Below are 18126 nucleotides of genomic sequence, written 5' to 3'. Positions count from 1 at the left end.
AGATTAGATCTTTCTATATTAATTAGTTTGTTAGTCGACATTTATTCGTTTATTAGTCTATATTTATTCGTTTATTTATTCGCTTATTAGTCGACGACATATTCCTTTTTGTCTGGGAGATCCCCGTGAAGTTCACAGCGTGTCAGGCGCACATTTCGCAGGGGACTTTCCGAAAGACCGGTCAGCTCGATGCCACATTTTGCGTGAGCGCAGGTGAGATCGGAGAAGGAAATATCATGAAAGATAGGAGCCTTGTCGGAAGCGGGAACGGAGGTGCTTGAGCCGTAATTCATGCTGATCTGAATCGCTTCCTCATCAATCTGCTTCATGGTAATCCGCTCAAAACGCAGGTTTTTGACGTATCCGCCCCGTCCGCGCATGGATTTGACGCGGATTCCGCGTTCGCTCTGGGCGATCTCGCAGTCATGGACATAGATGTTTTCGATTCCACCGGACATTCCGCTTCCGATCGCGATCGAGGCGTGACCGCCGTTGAACTGGCAGTTTCGGATCTCAACGTTTCGGCAGGGGCGGTTGACGCGCCAGCCATCCTCGTTCAGACCGGAATTGATTGCGATGCAGTCGTCGCCGGTGGAGAAGGTGCAATCCTCGATCAGGACGTTTTCGCAGGAATCCGGATTGAAGCCGTCCGTATTCGGACCTTCGGTCAGAACCGTCAGATGGCGGGCAGTGACATCTGTGCAGTAGACGGGGTGAATTGTCCACTGTGGTCCGTTTGTGATCGTGAAATCGCTCAGAGTCAGATCCTCACAGTCGATGAACTGCAAGAAGGACGGGCGCAGGGCATCTGTCTCGGTCGCAAAGACGCGGTCTTCTGGTGCAATCCCCCGGCTTTCCGCCCAGATCAGTCGGTCAGCGGCATTTTGCTGGAGTTTCTTCCAGTGCCACCACGCACTTCCGTTTCCATCGAGAGTGCCCGGACCGGCGATTGTGATGTGCTCACAGCTTTTTGCGTAGATCAGCGGAGAGTAGTTGAAGCACTCGACTCCCTCCCAGCGCGTGAAGACAGCGGGAAGATAATCTTCGGGATGGTCACTGAACAGAATCCGGCTTCCTTCTTCCAAATAGAGCGTGAGGTTGCTCTTTAAATGAAGAGGTCCGCTCATCCATGTTCCGGCGGGAATCGAAACCGTTCCGCCATCGGGACACTGGTCAATCCAGTTCTGAATCGTTTTTAAATTGTTCCTCTCTTCTTTTAAATCTTTCATCATCGAATCATTCCTCCTTAATAAAAATAGAATGTGTCCCACTTTAAGTCACAGGACAGGTTACAAAACAGCTGTCAAAACAAACGCATAGACCGGGAGTGTCAAGATGCTTGCAAGCGTGGAAAAGACGACCGCTCCCGCGCCAAGCTCCTCGTCGTGGTGAAACTGGATTGCAAACAGGGTCGTGATCGCCGCGCATGGGCAGGCTTCCAAGAGGAGAACGATCGTCGGAACGGTTCCGTGCAGTCCGAGCAGAGCAAAGATGGCGAGCGTCACAGCGGGCACGAAGAAGAGGCGCAGGGCAAGGGTGAGAAACAGACTGCGATTCTTGAGCAGACGCCCAAGGTCACTTGACGCGATCGTCGCACCGGTGATCAGCATCGAGAGCGGAGTGTTCATGTCCCCGATTGTGCCGATTGGACCGGCGAGAAGCTCCGGCACCGGAATCCGCCCGAGATACAGGATGAGTCCGACAACGACGGCGAGGATGCAGGGGCAGGTGAGGATACTGTGGAGAACTTCCCTCATCTGTGTCTTTCCGGACACCAGTCCGTAGCCGAGCGTCCACAGCAGGATGTTGAAGACGGTCACAAACGCACTCGCATAGAGAAGACCCTCGCTTCCAAACAGCGCGCGGATCAGAGGAAATCCCATGTAGGCGGCATTCGAGAATCCGCAGGCGAAGCGGATGATCGCGCGATCCTCCTTTGCGATTCCTTTTGTTGCGAGAAAGGCAAAGATCAGTCCGATCAGAAGTGCGAGCGTGCTGAGCGCAAAGGCGGAGAGCAGGTTGTGAAAGGTCGCAGGGTCAAACTCCACAAGATAGGAGTGAATGACCATTGCGGGAACAACGAGATAGATCAGGATGTTTGAGAGTACAGATTTCTCTGCGGGTTTGAAGACGCCGGTCTTACAGCAGAGCACTCCTGCTAAAATCATGAGCAGGAGCTGAAACACCTGTTTTGCGGTGATTATTGCCAGAGCCATTTTACTTCTTCCTCCTTTGTGCGGGTTTCAGAGAGCATTCGTCGGTAGCCCTCCTCGGAATTGTTTAAATGCAGGTTCATCGCCTTGCAGGCGCCCTCAAGATCGCCGTCGAGCAGGGCATCTGCGATTGCGATGTGTTCCTCGCAGGCATGCAGGTAGCGCGACTCATCCCAGATGTTTGAGAGACTGCGGATGCGAAGCGTCTGTTCCATGAGCTGTTTTAAAATTTTCATCGCGTAGGAATTTCCACAACCTCCGGAGAGAAAAAGGTGAAAATCCGCATCATGGTCGCTCTCGGAACTCTCGATTCCGGGCGTGGAGGCACAGCGCCGGTAGTAATCCTTGCTTGCCAAAAGTTCTGTGCGGTTCAAATTTGGCAGAGAGAGGATCAGAAGCTGGGGCTCTAAAATTCGTCGGAGCTCATAGAGCTGGCGGATGTCCTCGAGGGAGACCGGGGAGACGAGAGTTCCGCGTCGTGGCATGACATTTAAAAGTTTCTCCCGGACAAGCTCCTGAACGGCTTCGTGGACGGGAGTACGGCTGATGTGGAGTTGTTCGGCGAGTGCTTTCTCGCTGACAGGCATTCCGGGAAGCAGTTTGCCGGTCAGAATTTGCCTCTTGAGCGTCTCGTAGGCGAGCGTCTTGCGATCAGCGCTCGAAGATGCGGGGGCGGAGGTTGCAGATTCAGATTCAGTCATAAAGGGGGCTCCTTTCCATAAAGCATAGAGAAATGCACTAATATGCATCTGATATATCAGTAGATAAACCTGATCGAAGTATACGCCGGAAATCCGTCTCTGTCAAGCATTGACATGAGATTCAAAAATTAAAAAAAATAAGAAAAAACCTCTTGTCAAATATGGAAGGATATGATAAACTCAAAAAGTTGACAAAAATCACGTCTGCTGATTCTGACGGCGGTGCCCGATTGGGTTCCGGAGGAAGTGCAAGAGGCAGGCGGAAGAAAAAAACCAAACCAAATGGAGGTAGTAACATGAGCGTTATTTCTATGAAGCAGTTACTGGAAGCTGGTGTTCATTTCGGACATCAGACAAGAAGATGGAACCCGAAAATGGCTCCGTACATCTACACCGAGAGAAATGGTATCTACATCATTGATCTTCAGAAGTCTGTTGGCAAAGTAGACGAGGCTTACAATGCTGTATTTGATATTGCTGCAAACGGTGGCACCATCCTGTTCGTTGGTACCAAGAAGCAGGCTCAGGACGCAATCCGTACCGAGGCTGAGCGTTGCGGTATGTTCTATGTAAACGAGAGATGGCTGGGCGGTATGATGACCAACTTCAAGACCATCCAGAGCCGTATCGCAAGACTGAAAGAGATCGAGACCATGTCTGAGGATGGTACTTTTGAGGTACTGCCGAAGAAGGAAGTTATCGAGCTGAAGAAAGAGTGGGAGAAGCTTGAGAAGAACCTTGGCGGTATCAAGGAGATGAAGCACCTTCCGGATGCAATCTTCATTGTAGATCCGAAGAAGGAGAGAATCTGCGTACAGGAGGCTCATACTCTGGGTATTCCGCTGATCGGTATCGCTGATACCAACTGTGATCCGGAGGAGCTGGATTACGTTATCCCGGGTAACGATGATGCAATCAGAGCTGTTAAACTGATCGTTTCCAAGATGGCTGACGCTGTAATCGAGGCTAAGCAGGGCGAGGCAGCTGAGGTTGAGCTCGCTGAGGCTGGCGAGGCTGTTGAGGAGAACTAATTCTCTTCACAGACGTGTCTGAATGAGATCTCAAAGCTCGGAGGAGACTTCTGAGAACTTACAGATCTTATAAAAAGATTTGGATGTACGTTTATTTGTGACGGTTCATGGACTTTCGTTCTGTGGACCGTTACGTCAAATTTAATTCACGGAGGAGATTACAATGGCAGTTACCGCAGGAATGGTAAAAGAGTTAAGAGAGATGACCGGTGCTGGTATGATGGACTGCAAGAAAGCACTTGCAGCTACCGACGGTGATATGGACAAGGCAGTTGAGTTCCTGAGAGAAAAGGGACTGGCTGGTGCAGCTAAGAAGGCTGGCCGTATCGCAGCTGAGGGTATCGTTGTTACCGATCTGACTGCTGACGAGAAGAAGGCAGTTGTTGTTGAGGTTAACGCTGAGACCGACTTCGTTGCTAAGAACGAGAAGTTCCGCACCTTCGCAGCAGATGTTGCAGCACAGGCTCTGAAGACCACCGCTGCTTCTATGGACGACTTCATGGCTGAGAAGTGGGAGAAGGATCCGTCTCTGACCGTTAAGGAAGAGCTGTCCACTCAGATCTCTATCATCGGCGAGAACATGAACATTCGTCGTTTCGAGCAGGTTGAGGAGGAGAACGGTTTCGTTGCTTCCTACATCCACGCTGGCGGAAAGATCGGCGTTCTGGTTGACGTAGAGACCGACGTAGTAAACGATGCAGTTCGTGAGATGGCTAGAAACGTTGCAATGCAGGCAGCAGCTCTGCGTCCGCAGTACACCAGCCGTGACGAGGTTAGCGCTGACTTCATCGAGCATGAGAAAGGCATCCTGATGGCTCAGATCCAGAACGATCCGAAGGAAGCATCTAAGCCGGAGAAGGTTATCCAGGGTATGATCCAGGGTCGTATCAACAAAGAGCTCAAAGAGATCTGCCTGCTTGATCAGGTTTATGTAAAGGCAGAGGATGGCAAGCAGTCCGTAGCTCAGTACGTTGCACAGGTTGCAAAAGAGAACGGCGCTAAGATCACTGTTAAGAAGTTCGTTCGTTTCGAGACCGGTGAGGGCCTTGAGAAGAAGGAAGAGAACTTTGCAGAGGAAGTTGCAAAGCAGATGGGAATGTAATTTAATTCATTCTCCTCAAACTTATAAATTTGTAAAGCAATTTATAAAGATAAAGAGCAAAGAGCGTCGGAATCCATGTGGTTCCGGCGCTTTTTGTATGGAAGAACATGATAAATTTGACTTGATATAGAAGAACTTGAGTTGTGGGATTTCGGTTTTGGGGGAGAGTTATGATGAAGTATGAGGGAGGACGTACTCCATTAAAAGCACATCGCCTTTTGTGTGTGATTGTACCGTTGATGATTCTGTTGATTACGGCATTCACCTACCAGAATATGAGGCGCATTTATTTGCAAAATTTGATCTATACAAAGGAGGCTGACACGGATCAGGCGGATTCCATCGATGATCTGCTTGATTATTGTAGCGGGAGCATTCTGATGTATGCCGATACGGTTGATGCGGTGGGGGACATCACTCGTTACGAGAAGAACAGCCCGTTCCAGTCGCTTTTTCTGGTAGAAAAAGACGGGACTCTTAGATATGGGAATACCGTGAAAGATATTCGTGCAACGGACATTATCACAAGGGGAATGCAGGGAAAGAATGGAATTATGGTGGACTACAATGCCATTTTTTCGGAAGGCGTTTCGTTTGTGTTTTATGCTCCGGTTTATGAGAACGGTTCCCTTGAGAGAGTTGTTGTCGGGGTACTTGCGCAGGCGCAGTTTGCCAAGGCACTGGATTCCAAAAGCTTTGGTTCGCCTTCGATGACGTATCTCGTGTCAACGAAGGGGCAGATTATCTCGGCTTCCAATGGGGGTCAGGAGTGGATTGGAAAAAATCTGTTTCTCGATTATCACAGGGAGGATACCTTCCTGTCCACGACTTTAGATGGGCTAAATCGAAAGCAAATCACAAAAGAAGCGTTGAGTACGGTTCTCTACAACGGCGGTAGCTTTGGATACAACTATCGGCGGGATGGGGTGAGTGAAAGTGCCTATGTGAAAACGCTGAAACATTCGGACTATGCGTTGATGCGGGTATTTCCGGAATCCGTGACGACCGCCATGAAATCCAGTGTAAATCGCTCAACAATCACGGTTGCGATTGCGCAGATTGCGCTCTTTGCCGTCTATCTGTTTTTTGTCATTCTGGAAAGCAGAGGTCAAAATACGAAATTAAAAAAAGAAAATGAGACGGTGCACCAGATTTTGGAGGCCTTTTACGGAATTTATTATCGTTTCTGTGTGGTAGATTTGATGAATGATACCTACGAGTATCTCGAGATGGGAAATTTAGAACAGCTTGGAATCCCGAAGAGAGGACGTTACACCGAGCTTTGTCAACAGCTGTCCGGTCTGGTCAATCACAATGTCGCGGACGGTGATATCTGGATGAAGTACAACATCAATGAGCTGAAGGTTCAACTTTCGCCGAGAGAACCTGTGATGAGACGGGAAGTTTATATGCAGGTGGATGGCGGAAAGTGGGAGACGGTCACGTTCAGCGGTCTGAATTATTCGGAAAATACCCCGCAAAAGATGATTTTTGCCATTCAGGATGTGACGGCAGAGCATGAGAGGATCGTTCGCTTGAATCAGACGTTGTGGGAAGCCAGTCAGGATGCAAATGCGGCAAATGCAGCAAAAAGTGATTTCCTGTCTCATATGAGCCATGACATTCGGACTCCGTTAAATGGAATCCTTGGCATGACTGCGATTGCAAAACACTATAAAAACGAGCCGGAGCGAGTTCAGAACTGCATTGCCAAAATTCAATCGTCCGGTGAATTCCTGCTGGGACTTGTAAATGAGATTCTGGACATCTCCAAAATTGAATCGGGCAAGATCGTTCTGGAAAAACAGAAAGTTTTTATTTGCGACCTCTTAGAAGAAGTTTATGATATGATTCAGGTCAGTGCCAGAAAGAAACATCAACAGCTGATCCGAAACGATCAGACGAGACATCACTGGGTGATTGCAGATTTCACCCGACTGAAGAGTATTCTTGTAAATATTCTTTCCAATGCGGTAAAGTACACACCGGAGAACGGAACAATTGAATGTACGGTTTCGGAGAAGAGAATGGATGCCTCCGGCAACGCAGAATTTCTGTTTGAGTGCAAGGACAACGGAATCGGAATGAGCGAGGAGTTCCTTGCCACGATTTTTGAACCGTTTTCGCGGGCAGATGATAAGACCGTGCAGAGTGAGCAGGGAACGGGGCTTGGATTGTGCATTGTCAAAAACATGGCGAGACTCATGGGCGGTGATGTCACGGTAAGCAGTAAATTAGGAGAAGGTTCGACGTTTCGGGTTTATGTGTCTTTGGCAGTCTGTGAGGACGAAGATCGGGAAGAGTCTGCACAGGATGAGGATGGTCTGGAAGCAGAGGTCAAGTTCAGGGGCCTGCGTTGTCTTCTGGTGGATGACAACGAATTGAACTGTGAGATTGCCCGTGAGATTTTGGAGATGACGGAGATTGGCGTGGAAATGGCAGGAAATGGCAGGGAAGCTGTTGAGATGTATGAGAATCACCCGGATGGGTATTATCAGATTATCTTGATGGATGTGCAAATGCCGGTCATGAATGGATATGAGGCGACGAAGGCGATTCGCGCTTCAAAAAAGCAGGATAGTAAATCCATCCCGATCATTGCCCTGACGGCAAATGCTTATGCAGAGGATATAAGAGCCTCGATCGATGCCGGAATGAATGAACATCTTGCAAAACCGATTCATATTGAAGAACTTTATCGCATGATGCGAAAATTTATCGAACAGTGAGTTTACGATGATTTTGCAGTGAGTTTGCGATGATTTTGCAATGATTTATTTTATGGTGATTTTGAGAGGGATGGGAGAGATGAACATAATTTTAAAAAGACCGGTGAGAATCCTGTGCGTCCTGTGCATCCTGTGTATCAGCCTGATGCTTAGCGGGTGTGGGGGATGGTATGAGCAGGTGCTCGATCAGACGTTGCAGAGTCAGTTGAATACTGCCACGATTCTTTCGGATGAGGAATTGTACCAGCGGGCACAGAAGGAGATGGCGTCCGGCAGGGTGCTGGATTTTTATTCGACGACCTCGACAGCAGAGACATCCGCAGAAAACTTTATGAAGAAATATCCGAAACTCGCAGGGAAGATCGTTTATCACGAGATTGACGACGCGGAGACCTATGATTTTCTGAGCGCAGAGATTCGACGCGGAGCGGGCACGGTGGATATGATGCTCACGCAGAACGGAGCGGATTTGGACACAAAACTGATTCAGACAGGACTCGCATATCGCTATTTTCCGGAACAGTATCGGGATCAGGTGGAAAAGAACTTCCAGCTTCCGGTCGCCGTCTGTCTGTGCAACACGCTGTTTATCTACAACAATTGTGAGGGAGCGATCAAGGATCACAACATCTGGCAGTTCACAGAAGAGGAGTGGAAGGATCAGATTTACTTTAAGAATCCGCTCGATGAGACCGAGAATACCAATTTTCTGGTCATGCTGACAAGTCCGGAGTGGACAGAAAAGATCGAGAAAGCCTATCGCAATTACTATGGAAACGAATGGAACAATGGGGATCAGTATCTCTCAGCTTCCTACGAGTGGATTGATCGGTTTTTGAAAAACTGCGATTTCAACCATGGTTCCAACTCCCAGATCTGTACAAGTATTGCGGAGGCGGACTCTGGGAAAATGGGATTTTTTGTGTTTACCAAGATAAGAAAGCTTGAAGAAGAACAGAGAAATCGTCTGAATGTGATGGCATATGAGGACGATGTGGACTGTTTTTCGGGTTATATGTATGCCATTTATGCGAGTGTCGCAAACAATGCCGACTGTCCGTACACCTGTGCACTCTTTATCAATTATCTTCTGAGTGTCGAGGGATTTTCCGAGGAGGGCAGTTGGAACCATTATGCGGGATATTATTCGGCAAATAAAGACGTACATAAAGAGACAGGAATCAATGACCGTGATTTTAGCTTTTGGGAGAATACCTTGGTTGTGGAAGATTCCGATTATATTCAGGATAACATGGAATTTGTCCGAGATTTTCTGGAATCCGCATTGAAAACGCATTAAAGAACGCATTAAAGAACACCTTAGAGGACACCGATTTACGGTACATGGACAGGAGTTGTGAGTTTTTGGATATGATTGTATATGAGTAGAAAGGTTCTGAGCGGTAACGGCCGTGATTCTGAATTGTAAAGAAGCAAAACCTGTGATATGATGAGTGGTAGAAAGAATGTTCACCCTATCAGGTAATACTTAATGAATGATCTTACAGAAAAACATGATATAGCAGGCGGATAGGAATGAACAATAAAGAGGTAAAGGGTTTTTACAAATGAGAAAGAAGATGGTTGCCTTATGGCTTATCATTCTGCTTGCGATCTCGCAGGTATTTCCGGCGTATGCGGGGAGCGAGAATGGGCTGAGAAAGGACACACCGAATTACAAGGTGGCGTTTTATGCCTATGACTGCTATCACATGCAGGATGAGAATGGAAAACGTTATGGTTATGGATATGATATGATGCAGGATATTTCCAAATATCTGCAATGTACGTTTTCTTATATCGGATATGAGAAGAGTGCCAAGGAATGTGAGGACATGCTTCGAGACGGCGGGGTGGATATTTACACGGCAGCACGGCGGACTCCGGAGCGTGAGGAGGAGTTTGCGTTCTCGACGCATCCGTCGATCACGGCGACGACCTGCATGAATGTGAAGGTCGGAAACCGCAAAATTGTTGCGGGGGATTATTCGACCTATGAGGGAATTCGGATTGGTCTTTTAAAACGCCATACCTACAACGAGCGGTTCAAGCAGTTTACGCAGGAAAAGGGATTTTCCTGCGAGATTCTCTATTACGATACGCCGGTTGAGCTGTCGAATGCGCTGATCAACGACGAGGTGGATGCACTTGTGAACAGTTACATCCGCACGCCGGAGGATGAGCTCACGATTGAAAATTTCGGGGAGACTCCGTACTTTTTCATGGCGAGAAAGGAAGATCAGGCGCTGATTCGGGAGATTGACGAGGCGATCGACCGGATGAACACCGAGCACCCGAACTGGCGTGATGAGCTCTACACCGAGTACTACGGTTCTCCGGATAAAAATCTGGAATTTACGGAGGAAGAGGAAGATCTGCTCAAGCAGATGCGCGAGGATGGTGTGACAGTCCGGGCAGTCATGAATCCGGATGCGAATCCGTACTCGTGGTATGAGGATGGACGGGCACATGGAATTGTTGCGGATCTTTTTACGGCGACCGCAAAGAAACTTGGGATCAACTATGAGATTGTCCCGGTTTCCTCAAAAGAAGAATATGAGACGCTGATCTCGTCCGGCGATGTAGATATCTGGATGGATATGGAGAGTTACTATGAGGACGAGGGAGAGTACAAGTACAAGATCACAGATCCTTATCTGACGACGAGCATATCCGTTCTGCGCCGGAGAGGAGTAGCCGGAAAGATTGCAAAACTTGCAGTGATCGGGGACAATATCGCGGTGGATGAGATTGTTGCCTTGACCTGGCCAAATGTGAGATTGATTTCTCTGGAGACGACGCAGGAGTGTATTCGGCAGATCCTCGAGGAGAAGGTGGACGGCGCTCTGATGATGAGCTACACTGCGCAGAAGCTCGCGAGAGAAGATACCCAGAATCGTCTGAGTGTGGAGATTGTTCCGGGGGCAATGATGAATCTCAAGATGGGAATCAATGCGAAGGACGACTGTCATTTCTATGGACTCTGGCAGAAAACATTGACGGAAGTTGCAGAGCAGATGAGTGCACAGACGGTTCAGAGCTACTTGGAGACGACGAGCGCGCCGACGTTGACGGCGTATCTTTTTGATCACCCGTCCTACCTTGTGAGCGTGATTGCAAGTGTTTGGCTGTTTATTTTCTTGATTGTTCTGTATATTCAGACCGTTCGGACGAAGAACAGACAGCTTAAGATTTCAGAGCAGTTGTCTGTCGCACTTCGGGAGGCGAAGGATGCAAACGATGCAAAGCTCAATTTCTTCTCCAAGATGAGCCATGACATCCGAACTCCGCTCAATGTCGTTCTCGGAATGACGCAGATCGCAAAGAAATACAAATACGATTCAGAAAAACTCGACAATGCGCTCGACAGCATCACGTCGGAGGGCAGTTATCTGTTGTCGGTGATCAACTCGATTCTCGATGTCAATCAGCTTGAGCACGGTCATATCGAGCTTGTCCACAAGCCGTTTAATCCGGAAGAGTGCATGAGGGAGAGCATGGAGATCCTTCGTCCGCTGGCGGACAAGAAGTCGCAGAATTTGACGGTGTCCTGTGGGTTTAAGGATCAGGTCGTGATCGGAGATCCCGGAAGATTTAGTCAGATTATGGTAAACATTGTCTCCAACGCGATCAAGTATACGGATCTGGGCGGAAGAATTCAGGTGAGTCTCGATCTTCTTGAGGACGGAAAAACGTACCGCTTCACCTGCACGGACAATGGCATCGGAATGACGAAGGAGTATCTCAAGCATATTTATGAGGATTACAGCCGTGCGGACAACAGCCGGACTTCCACCACGGAGGGAACGGGTCTTGGAATGTCTGTCGTGAAAGGATTTACGGATCTGATGCACGGAAAACTGTCGATTCAGAGTGAACCCGGAAAGGGATCGACGTTTGTTGTGGAGATTCCGTTTGAGGAGTCCTCACCGAAGCAGAGGGAATCGGTGCTGAAGATTGTGACGGAGGAGTCGCAACCGCAGATGGACTTTAACGGAAAGAAGGTTCTTCTTGTGGAGGACAATGCTCTGAATGCGGAGATTGCGGAAGAACTGCTGACGAGTCTGGGCTTCTTTGTGGAGTGGGCAGAGAATGGAAAAGTTGCCCTTGAGAAGTATCAGAGATCAGAGAAAAATGAGTACTTTGTGATCTTTATGGATATGCAGATGCCGGTGATGGATGGCGTTGAGGCGACGAGACAGATCCGTGCGACCGAGCGGGAGGATCACGAAGTTCCGATTATTGCGATGACGGCAAATGCGTTTGCAAACGATCAGAGAATCTGTATGGAGGCGGGAATGAATGCCTACATCACAAAACCGATCACGATAAAGGAGATCGAGGAGGCAGTCAACAGCCTGATGACACAGCCTGATGCGTTGGTGGTCTAAATCAGAATCGATGTTTTCTGGATTTGTGGGAGAACGTCAAAAAATATTACGGGGGAGTAAAGGTGGAGAGAAAACGGTCGCTGGAGGAAACGGTACGGAAATGGTATCGAAAGATCATTCATTTTTTTGTTGGTGTGAGTCTCGGTCTTGGAATGATTCTGTTTTCTATGGCGATGCCGACTTTTGCGCAGGAGAATTCAAATGGGAATTCAAATGGAAATTTGCAGGAAAGTTCGCAGGAGAATTCCTATCAGACTGTCCGAGTCGGTTATTATCAGAAGAGGGATTTCCAGGAGGGAGATGGGGAGACCTCACTTCGCCGTGGATACAGTTATGAGTATCTTCAGAAGATTTCTGCCTATACCGGATGGAAGTATGAGTATGTTCCGGGAAGCTGGGAGGAACTTTACGAGAAACTTGTGGATGGACAGATCGATGTGCTTGCCGGAGTCGCATACTCGAAGGAGAGGGAAAATCAGATTGATTATCCCGATTATGAGATGCTCAAGGAGACATTTTACATTTACAAGGATGTCGCAGACTCGTCGATGAAGAGCGGGGACATCGCCTCCTATGCCGGAAAACGGATTGGAGTCGTTGCAGATCAGAAGGTGATGGAGATTGTAAATGCCTGGATTGAGGAACACCGGGCAGGGATTGAGGTTGTCACCTACAAGGATCTTGCAAGTTGTGCCTCGGATTTTAATGAACATCGGATTGACGGGTTTGTGAGTGCGGACAACATTGTCTCGAATTACACGGGGATCACTCCGGTCGAATTGCTCGGGAGAGAGCCGTACTACCTTGCCGTGTCCAAGAAGAATCCGGAACTCTTAGAGGAGTTAAATATCGCGCTTTCGATCATAAGCAGTCAGGATTCCCTGTACTTAGATACTCTGCGCAAAAAATACACCGCAGATACCTCAATCAGTGTCTTCCTCTCTCAGCAGGAGCAGGAGTGGATGAAACGTCATTCGCAGATTACAGTTGGTTATCTGAACAACTACATGCCTTACAGCGACACGAAAAAAGATGGAAGTGTCACAGGACTCGTGGCAGATCTGATTCCGGATCTGTTTAACGCTCTTCCGGGAGATTATCATCCTGAGATTGTCTATCATCGTTTTGACACGCATGAAGAGATGATTGAAGGGCTGAAAAATGGGAGTGTGGACTTTGTCTTTCCGGTCGGCGGGGAGATCCAGTATGCGGAAAAACTCGGTTATCAGCAGAGCACCGTTGTGGTCAGCTCCTCGACGGACCTTGTCTATAAGGGGGATTACAGCGAGCAAACGACGAGACGGATGGCGGTGAACCGGGACAACCAGCTTCAGTATTTTTATACCGTGGCAAGCTATCCGCAGGCAGAAATAATCTATTGCGATACGATTGAAGACTGTATGAAAATGGTGAAGACCGGAATGGCGGACAGCACAATCATCAATGCGCTTCGCTCAGTCAAACTGGTGGGAACGGATGAGTCTCTAAACATTCTTCCGCTTGAGAAGCCGGATGATCGGTGTTTCGGTGTGAATTTTGGAAATGGAGATCTGCTTCGCATTCTGAATCACGGGATCGCGATTCTCGGAGATGGCTACGGGATCAATCACGCCTACCAGTATATCGGGGAACTGGTGGCGTACACCGCGGACGATTTTTTCCGGGCACACACGGAAGTCGTGTATATAGCGGTGTCTGTCATGCTGATTTTGATCATTCTTTTAGGCGTAGAACGGTATAAAAACCTGCATAAGCGTGCGGAAAAAGAGCGGGAGCAGAATCAGGTTCTTGAGGATGCGCTTCGCCGTGCTCAGCAGGCAAGCTATGCAAAGCAGGTTTTCTTAAACAATATGTCCCACGATATCCGAACTCCGCTCAATGCGATTCTCGGAATCATTGAGATCAACCAGAAGACCAAGGATGAGGCGATGATTGAGGCAAATCGAAAGAAGGCGATCGCCTCGATCTATCAGCTTTTAAGTCTTGTCAACAATGTGATTGAGATGAGCAAGTTGGAGGGGGAGGCATCCACGACGGAGCAGGAGCATGTCAATCTCAAGAAGGTGACGGATGGGCTCGAAAAGACGATCGCAAAACAGGCTTCAAACGCGGGGCTTGAGCTGGTGCGTGAGAGCACGGAGCTCGCAGATTGTGAGATCTATGGAAATTCTGTGCACATCCATGAGGTGCTTCAGCACATATTGGAGAATGCCGTGAAGTACAATCGACCGCATGGGCGGATTGTGTGGAAGGAATCATTGAGATCAGAGAACGCAGGATCGCCAGAGTCGGAATCAGACGGAAGTGCGGGATCTAAGTGGGCAAAGTCAAAGACCGGAATCAAAAATGCGGGCGATATCACAGGAAAAACCGGACAGACGGAAGAAAAGGTGGTTTATGAGTGTACAGTCTCTGACACGGGAATCGGCATGGAACCGGAGTTCTTGAAACGTATTTTTGAGCCGTTTTCTCAGGAACGGATGGATGCAAGAACCGTTTACCGGGGAGCGGGGCTTGGAATGCCGATTGCAAAGACACTGATTGACCAGATGAACGGAACCATCGAGGTCAAGAGCGTGAGAGAGGTGGGAACGACGGTTCACATCGTAATTCCGTTTACGAAAGTACCGGAAGAAAAGCAGGAAAGACAAGAGGAACGACTGAACGAAAGACAGGAAGAAAGACAGAGAGAAAAGCAGGAAGAAAGACAGAGAGAAAGACAGAAAGAACAGGGACAAGAGGAAGCGCACGAAGCACGTGAAGCATACGAAGGTCAGGAAAAGCAGAAAAATGTGCCGGAGTGTTCGGGAGTGGAAGAGAATAAGGCTGGTTTTGAAGAGAATGAAGTTGATTTTGATGAAAAATCTGATCAGGCACAGCAGAACACGCAGGCACTTCAAGATCTGTCGGGCATGAAGATTTTGCTTGTTGAGGACAATGAGCTGAACATTGAGATTGCGCGTTTCCTTCTTGAGGATGCGGGGGCAAGTGTCTTTGTTGCGACGGATGGCGCTCAGGCAGTTCTCTCCTACCTCAATGAGATTGCGGGAACGTTTGATGCGATTCTGATGGATATTATGATGCCGGTGATGGATGGATATGAGGCGACAAGGCAGATTCGCAGTTCCGGAAAGAAGGACGCCACAACGATTCCGATTCTTGCGACGACTGCCTGTGTCTCGGATGAGGCGCGAACGGAGTGTACGAGGGCGGGAATGAATGAGTTTTTGGAAAAACCGCTTGATATGAATAAAGTGATCGCGACAATTGTCCGCGTTACGGATCAGAACCGGATAGCCTAGGGCGTGACATGGAAAAATGTGGGAGATACAAAATTGTGGAAGATGGGGAGAGTACAAATAGAATGGGAACAACAGATAAGAAGATAAAAAATAGCAACAAATTAAATTTGTTTCTTCTACTTCTTCTGGCATTTTTATTTATTGTGGTGTACACGTTTCTGTTGCAGAAAAATTACAGCAACAGCACGCTGATGGAATCGGTGGAGCATGACCGGTGGTCGTCCGATATGATTCATACGGCGGTGTCAAATCTGTTCACAAAAGAAGATTTCACCAACATCAACGACTATGAGGATATGGATACGGAGCGATACAAGACGCTTCAGGCCAGACTCAATGATCTTCGCATTCTTCGATCAGTTCGTTATCTTTATACCGCAAAGCGGGCGAACGATGGGACGCTTGTCTACCTGATTGACGGTCTTGACTACGATGCAGAGGATTTTGCCTATCCGGGCACGGCGATTGAGGATGAGATGATTCCCTACATTGATTCTGCACTTGCAGGAAAGACGACCTACTCACAGGAGATTGTGGATACGACCTGGGGACATATCTTTACGGCGTGCTATCCGATTTATAATAAAGAAAAAACGGATGAGATTGTCGGTGCGCTCTGTATCGAGATTGATATGGAATCGACGTACAAGTCGATCGAGGTGATCAATTACTCGGCGACGAAGATTGCCTCTGTCGCGGTGGTGCTTGCCGGTGCGCTGATTATTTTCACCTACTATTCGATGCAGGAACAGAAGGAGAAAGAGAAGCGACAGCAGAAGATGCTCGAGGAATCTGCAAAGATGGCAGAGATGGCGAACAAGGCGAAATCGACGTTTCTGTTTAACATGTTTCATGATCTGCGAACACCGATGAATGCGATTCTAGGCTATTCGGATCTCGCAAGAAATCATCTGCATGAGCCGGAAAAACTCGAAACGTACATGAAAAACATTCATATTTCCGGGGAAAACCTGCTCTCAATCATCAACAACGTGCTCGAACTTGCGCAGATTGAGAACAACGAGACGATGATTGAGGAAAGCGTCGTGAAGGCTGGTGAGAGCTTTGATTCCTGTATTGTGATGTTTGAGAACTCCTGCAAGAAAAAACAGCAGAACCTGATCGGGGAGAAGAAGATTATCTATCCTTATGTCTACCTCGATGAGTCTCATGTGTCGGAAATTTTTCTGAATATTTTGAGCAATGCAGTGAAGTACACCGGCGAGGGCGGAACGATTCACTGTTATCTGCGCCAGTTTGCGGATGAGCGGGAGGGCTGGTGCGTGACCGAATTTGCTGTCGTCGATGATGGAATCGGAATGAGCGAGGAGTTTCAGAAGCATATCTTTGATGCCTTCTCGCGGGAGCGGACTTCGACGATCAGTGGAGTGGAGGGAACCGGTCTTGGAATGGGAATCGTCAAGAAGCTCGTGGATCTGATGGGCGGAACGATTCTTGTCGAGAGCAAGTTGGGGCTTGGAAGCCGTTTTACGGTTCGAATTCCGTGCCGGATTGCGGATGAAGCGGACGCACAGGCAAAACGGGCAGATTACTGCCTCGATCAGGTCAGTGTCAAGGATAAGCGGATTCTTTTGGCGGAGGACAATGACCTGAATGCGGAGATTGCGATGGAGCTTTTGGCGGAACAGGGGCTGAGCGTGGAGCGCGCGGTCGATGGAGTTGCCTGTGTGGAGATGCTTGAGAAGGCACCGGATGACTATTACAACCTGATTCTCATGGACATCCAGATGCCGATCATGAACGGATACAAGGCGACGCAGATGATCCGAAAAATGGAGGATGAGAAGAAGGCGACGATTCCGATTGTCGCGATGACGGCGAATGCCTTTGAGGAGGATCGAAAGAAGGCACTCGAAGTTGGAATGAACGACCATGTAGCAAAACCGATCGACATGAATGTGCTGATGAAAGTGTTTGAAAAACAGCTCGGGGCAAAGCTCATCGATCGCAACAATCCGCAACGATCCTAAGAAGGATAAGGACAAGAAAAAGAAATTAAAAGAAAATAAAAGAGATAAAAAGAAATTAAAAGTAAATCGCTTTCGGGGATTCGGTTTCTAAATTCAAAATGATCCTGTCTCATTTTTACAACCAAGATAAGAGACGTTTTTGGGTAAAATAAACTCAGCGTGGTTGAAATTATGAGACAGGAGGTAGGATACGTGCCGAAGTCCAGAGGAGAGTCCGGCGAGAAGAACCTCATTGCAGATAGACTTAGACAGCTTCGAGAAGAGCGAGGGTTTTCGCAGAGAAAGCTGGCGATGGAGTTTCAGCTTATGGGACTTGATATTGATCGAAAGGTGATTACAAGAATTGAGACAAAACAGAGATATGTGACGGATATTGAGCTGTGTGCAATCATGAAAGTCTTCCAGATCTCAAGCGAGGAACTGTTAAACGGCTGGGAGGAGAAAATGCAGTTCATCCACACGCCGGAGGAAGAGCCGACGGAGCGGGAGAGACTGGGTCGAAGAGGAAAGCACCAGGGCGTTTCCTTGAAAGATTTTCCGAGAGCGGAAGATTTTGATGATGTGGAACCGGAATAAAAAATAAGGAACAATAAAAAGAAAAAGAGAAAAATAAAGAAGAACAGGGAAAGAAAACTGAAAAAATAAGAATAAGAAAAACTTGAAAAA

Annotated in this window: 11 protein-coding genes; 8 read left to right on the top strand and 3 right to left on the bottom strand. The window is 48.1% G+C overall.

What is annotated here, in order from left to right; all coding sequences use genetic code 11:
* Positions 1-86: 86 nt before the first annotated feature.
* From ACR0QT_RS03245 to ACR0QT_RS03235, 3 genes are read right to left on the bottom strand one after another with little or no spacing between them, the layout of a single operon-like run.
* Positions 87-1232, bottom strand: coding sequence for a glycoside hydrolase family 28 protein (locus tag ACR0QT_RS03245; RefSeq protein ID WP_432629465.1), 1146 nt, complete (start codon positions 1230-1232; stop codon positions 87-89).
* 57 nt (positions 1233-1289) lie between these two features.
* Complete coding sequence (locus ACR0QT_RS03240) at positions 1290-2216, bottom strand: AEC family transporter (protein ID WP_432629464.1); 927 nt, start codon at positions 2214-2216, stop codon at positions 1290-1292.
* Positions 2201-2914, bottom strand: coding sequence for a GntR family transcriptional regulator (locus ACR0QT_RS03235; RefSeq protein ID WP_432629463.1), 714 nt, complete (start codon positions 2912-2914; stop codon positions 2201-2203). The genes ACR0QT_RS03240 and ACR0QT_RS03235 overlap by 16 nt, the downstream gene beginning before the upstream one ends.
* Before the next feature lie 296 nt (positions 2915-3210).
* Between ACR0QT_RS03235 and rpsB the strand changes: the two genes are divergently transcribed.
* The 8 genes from rpsB to ACR0QT_RS03195 all read left to right on the top strand — a co-directional run bounded on the left by rpsB (position 3211) and on the right by ACR0QT_RS03195 (position 18036).
* Positions 3211-3945: a 30S ribosomal protein S2 gene (rpsB, locus tag ACR0QT_RS03230; RefSeq protein WP_432629462.1), complete on the top strand. Its 735-nt coding sequence runs from the start codon at positions 3211-3213 to the stop codon at positions 3943-3945.
* Between the two features lie 163 nt (positions 3946-4108).
* Complete coding sequence (gene tsf, locus ACR0QT_RS03225; RefSeq protein ID WP_432629461.1) at positions 4109-5047, top strand: translation elongation factor Ts; 939 nt, start codon at positions 4109-4111, stop codon at positions 5045-5047.
* Between the two features lie 170 nt (positions 5048-5217).
* A complete protein-coding gene (locus ACR0QT_RS03220; protein WP_432629460.1) occupies positions 5218-7776 on the top strand; it encodes a hybrid sensor histidine kinase/response regulator in 2559 nt (852 codons plus the stop codon).
* A gap of 79 nt (positions 7777-7855) precedes the next feature.
* Complete coding sequence (locus ACR0QT_RS03215) at positions 7856-9076, top strand: hypothetical protein (protein ID WP_432629459.1); 1221 nt, start codon at positions 7856-7858, stop codon at positions 9074-9076.
* Between the two features lie 268 nt (positions 9077-9344).
* The gene (locus tag ACR0QT_RS03210) at positions 9345-12167 is read left to right on the top strand and encodes an ATP-binding protein (protein ID WP_432629458.1); all 2823 of its coding nucleotides are present in this window, start codon (positions 9345-9347) and stop codon (positions 12165-12167) included.
* 62 nt (positions 12168-12229) lie between these two features.
* A complete protein-coding gene (locus ACR0QT_RS03205) occupies positions 12230-15469 on the top strand; it encodes a response regulator (protein WP_432629457.1) in 3240 nt (1079 codons plus the stop codon).
* A gap of 62 nt (positions 15470-15531) precedes the next feature.
* Entirely contained in the window at positions 15532-17460 is a 1929-nt protein-coding gene (locus tag ACR0QT_RS03200) for a hybrid sensor histidine kinase/response regulator (protein ID WP_432629456.1), read from the top strand.
* A 192-nt stretch (positions 17461-17652) separates the two neighbouring features.
* A complete protein-coding gene (locus ACR0QT_RS03195; protein ID WP_432629455.1) occupies positions 17653-18036 on the top strand; it encodes a helix-turn-helix domain-containing protein in 384 nt (127 codons plus the stop codon).
* Positions 18037-18126 lie beyond the last annotated feature (90 nt).

This window comes from Brotaphodocola sp. (genome assembly GCF_050873365.1).
GTDB lineage: Bacteria > Bacillota > Clostridia > Lachnospirales > Lachnospiraceae > Brotaphodocola.
Note: the sequence above shows the minus strand (reverse complement) of the source record. Positions and strands in the feature narration are given on the sequence as shown.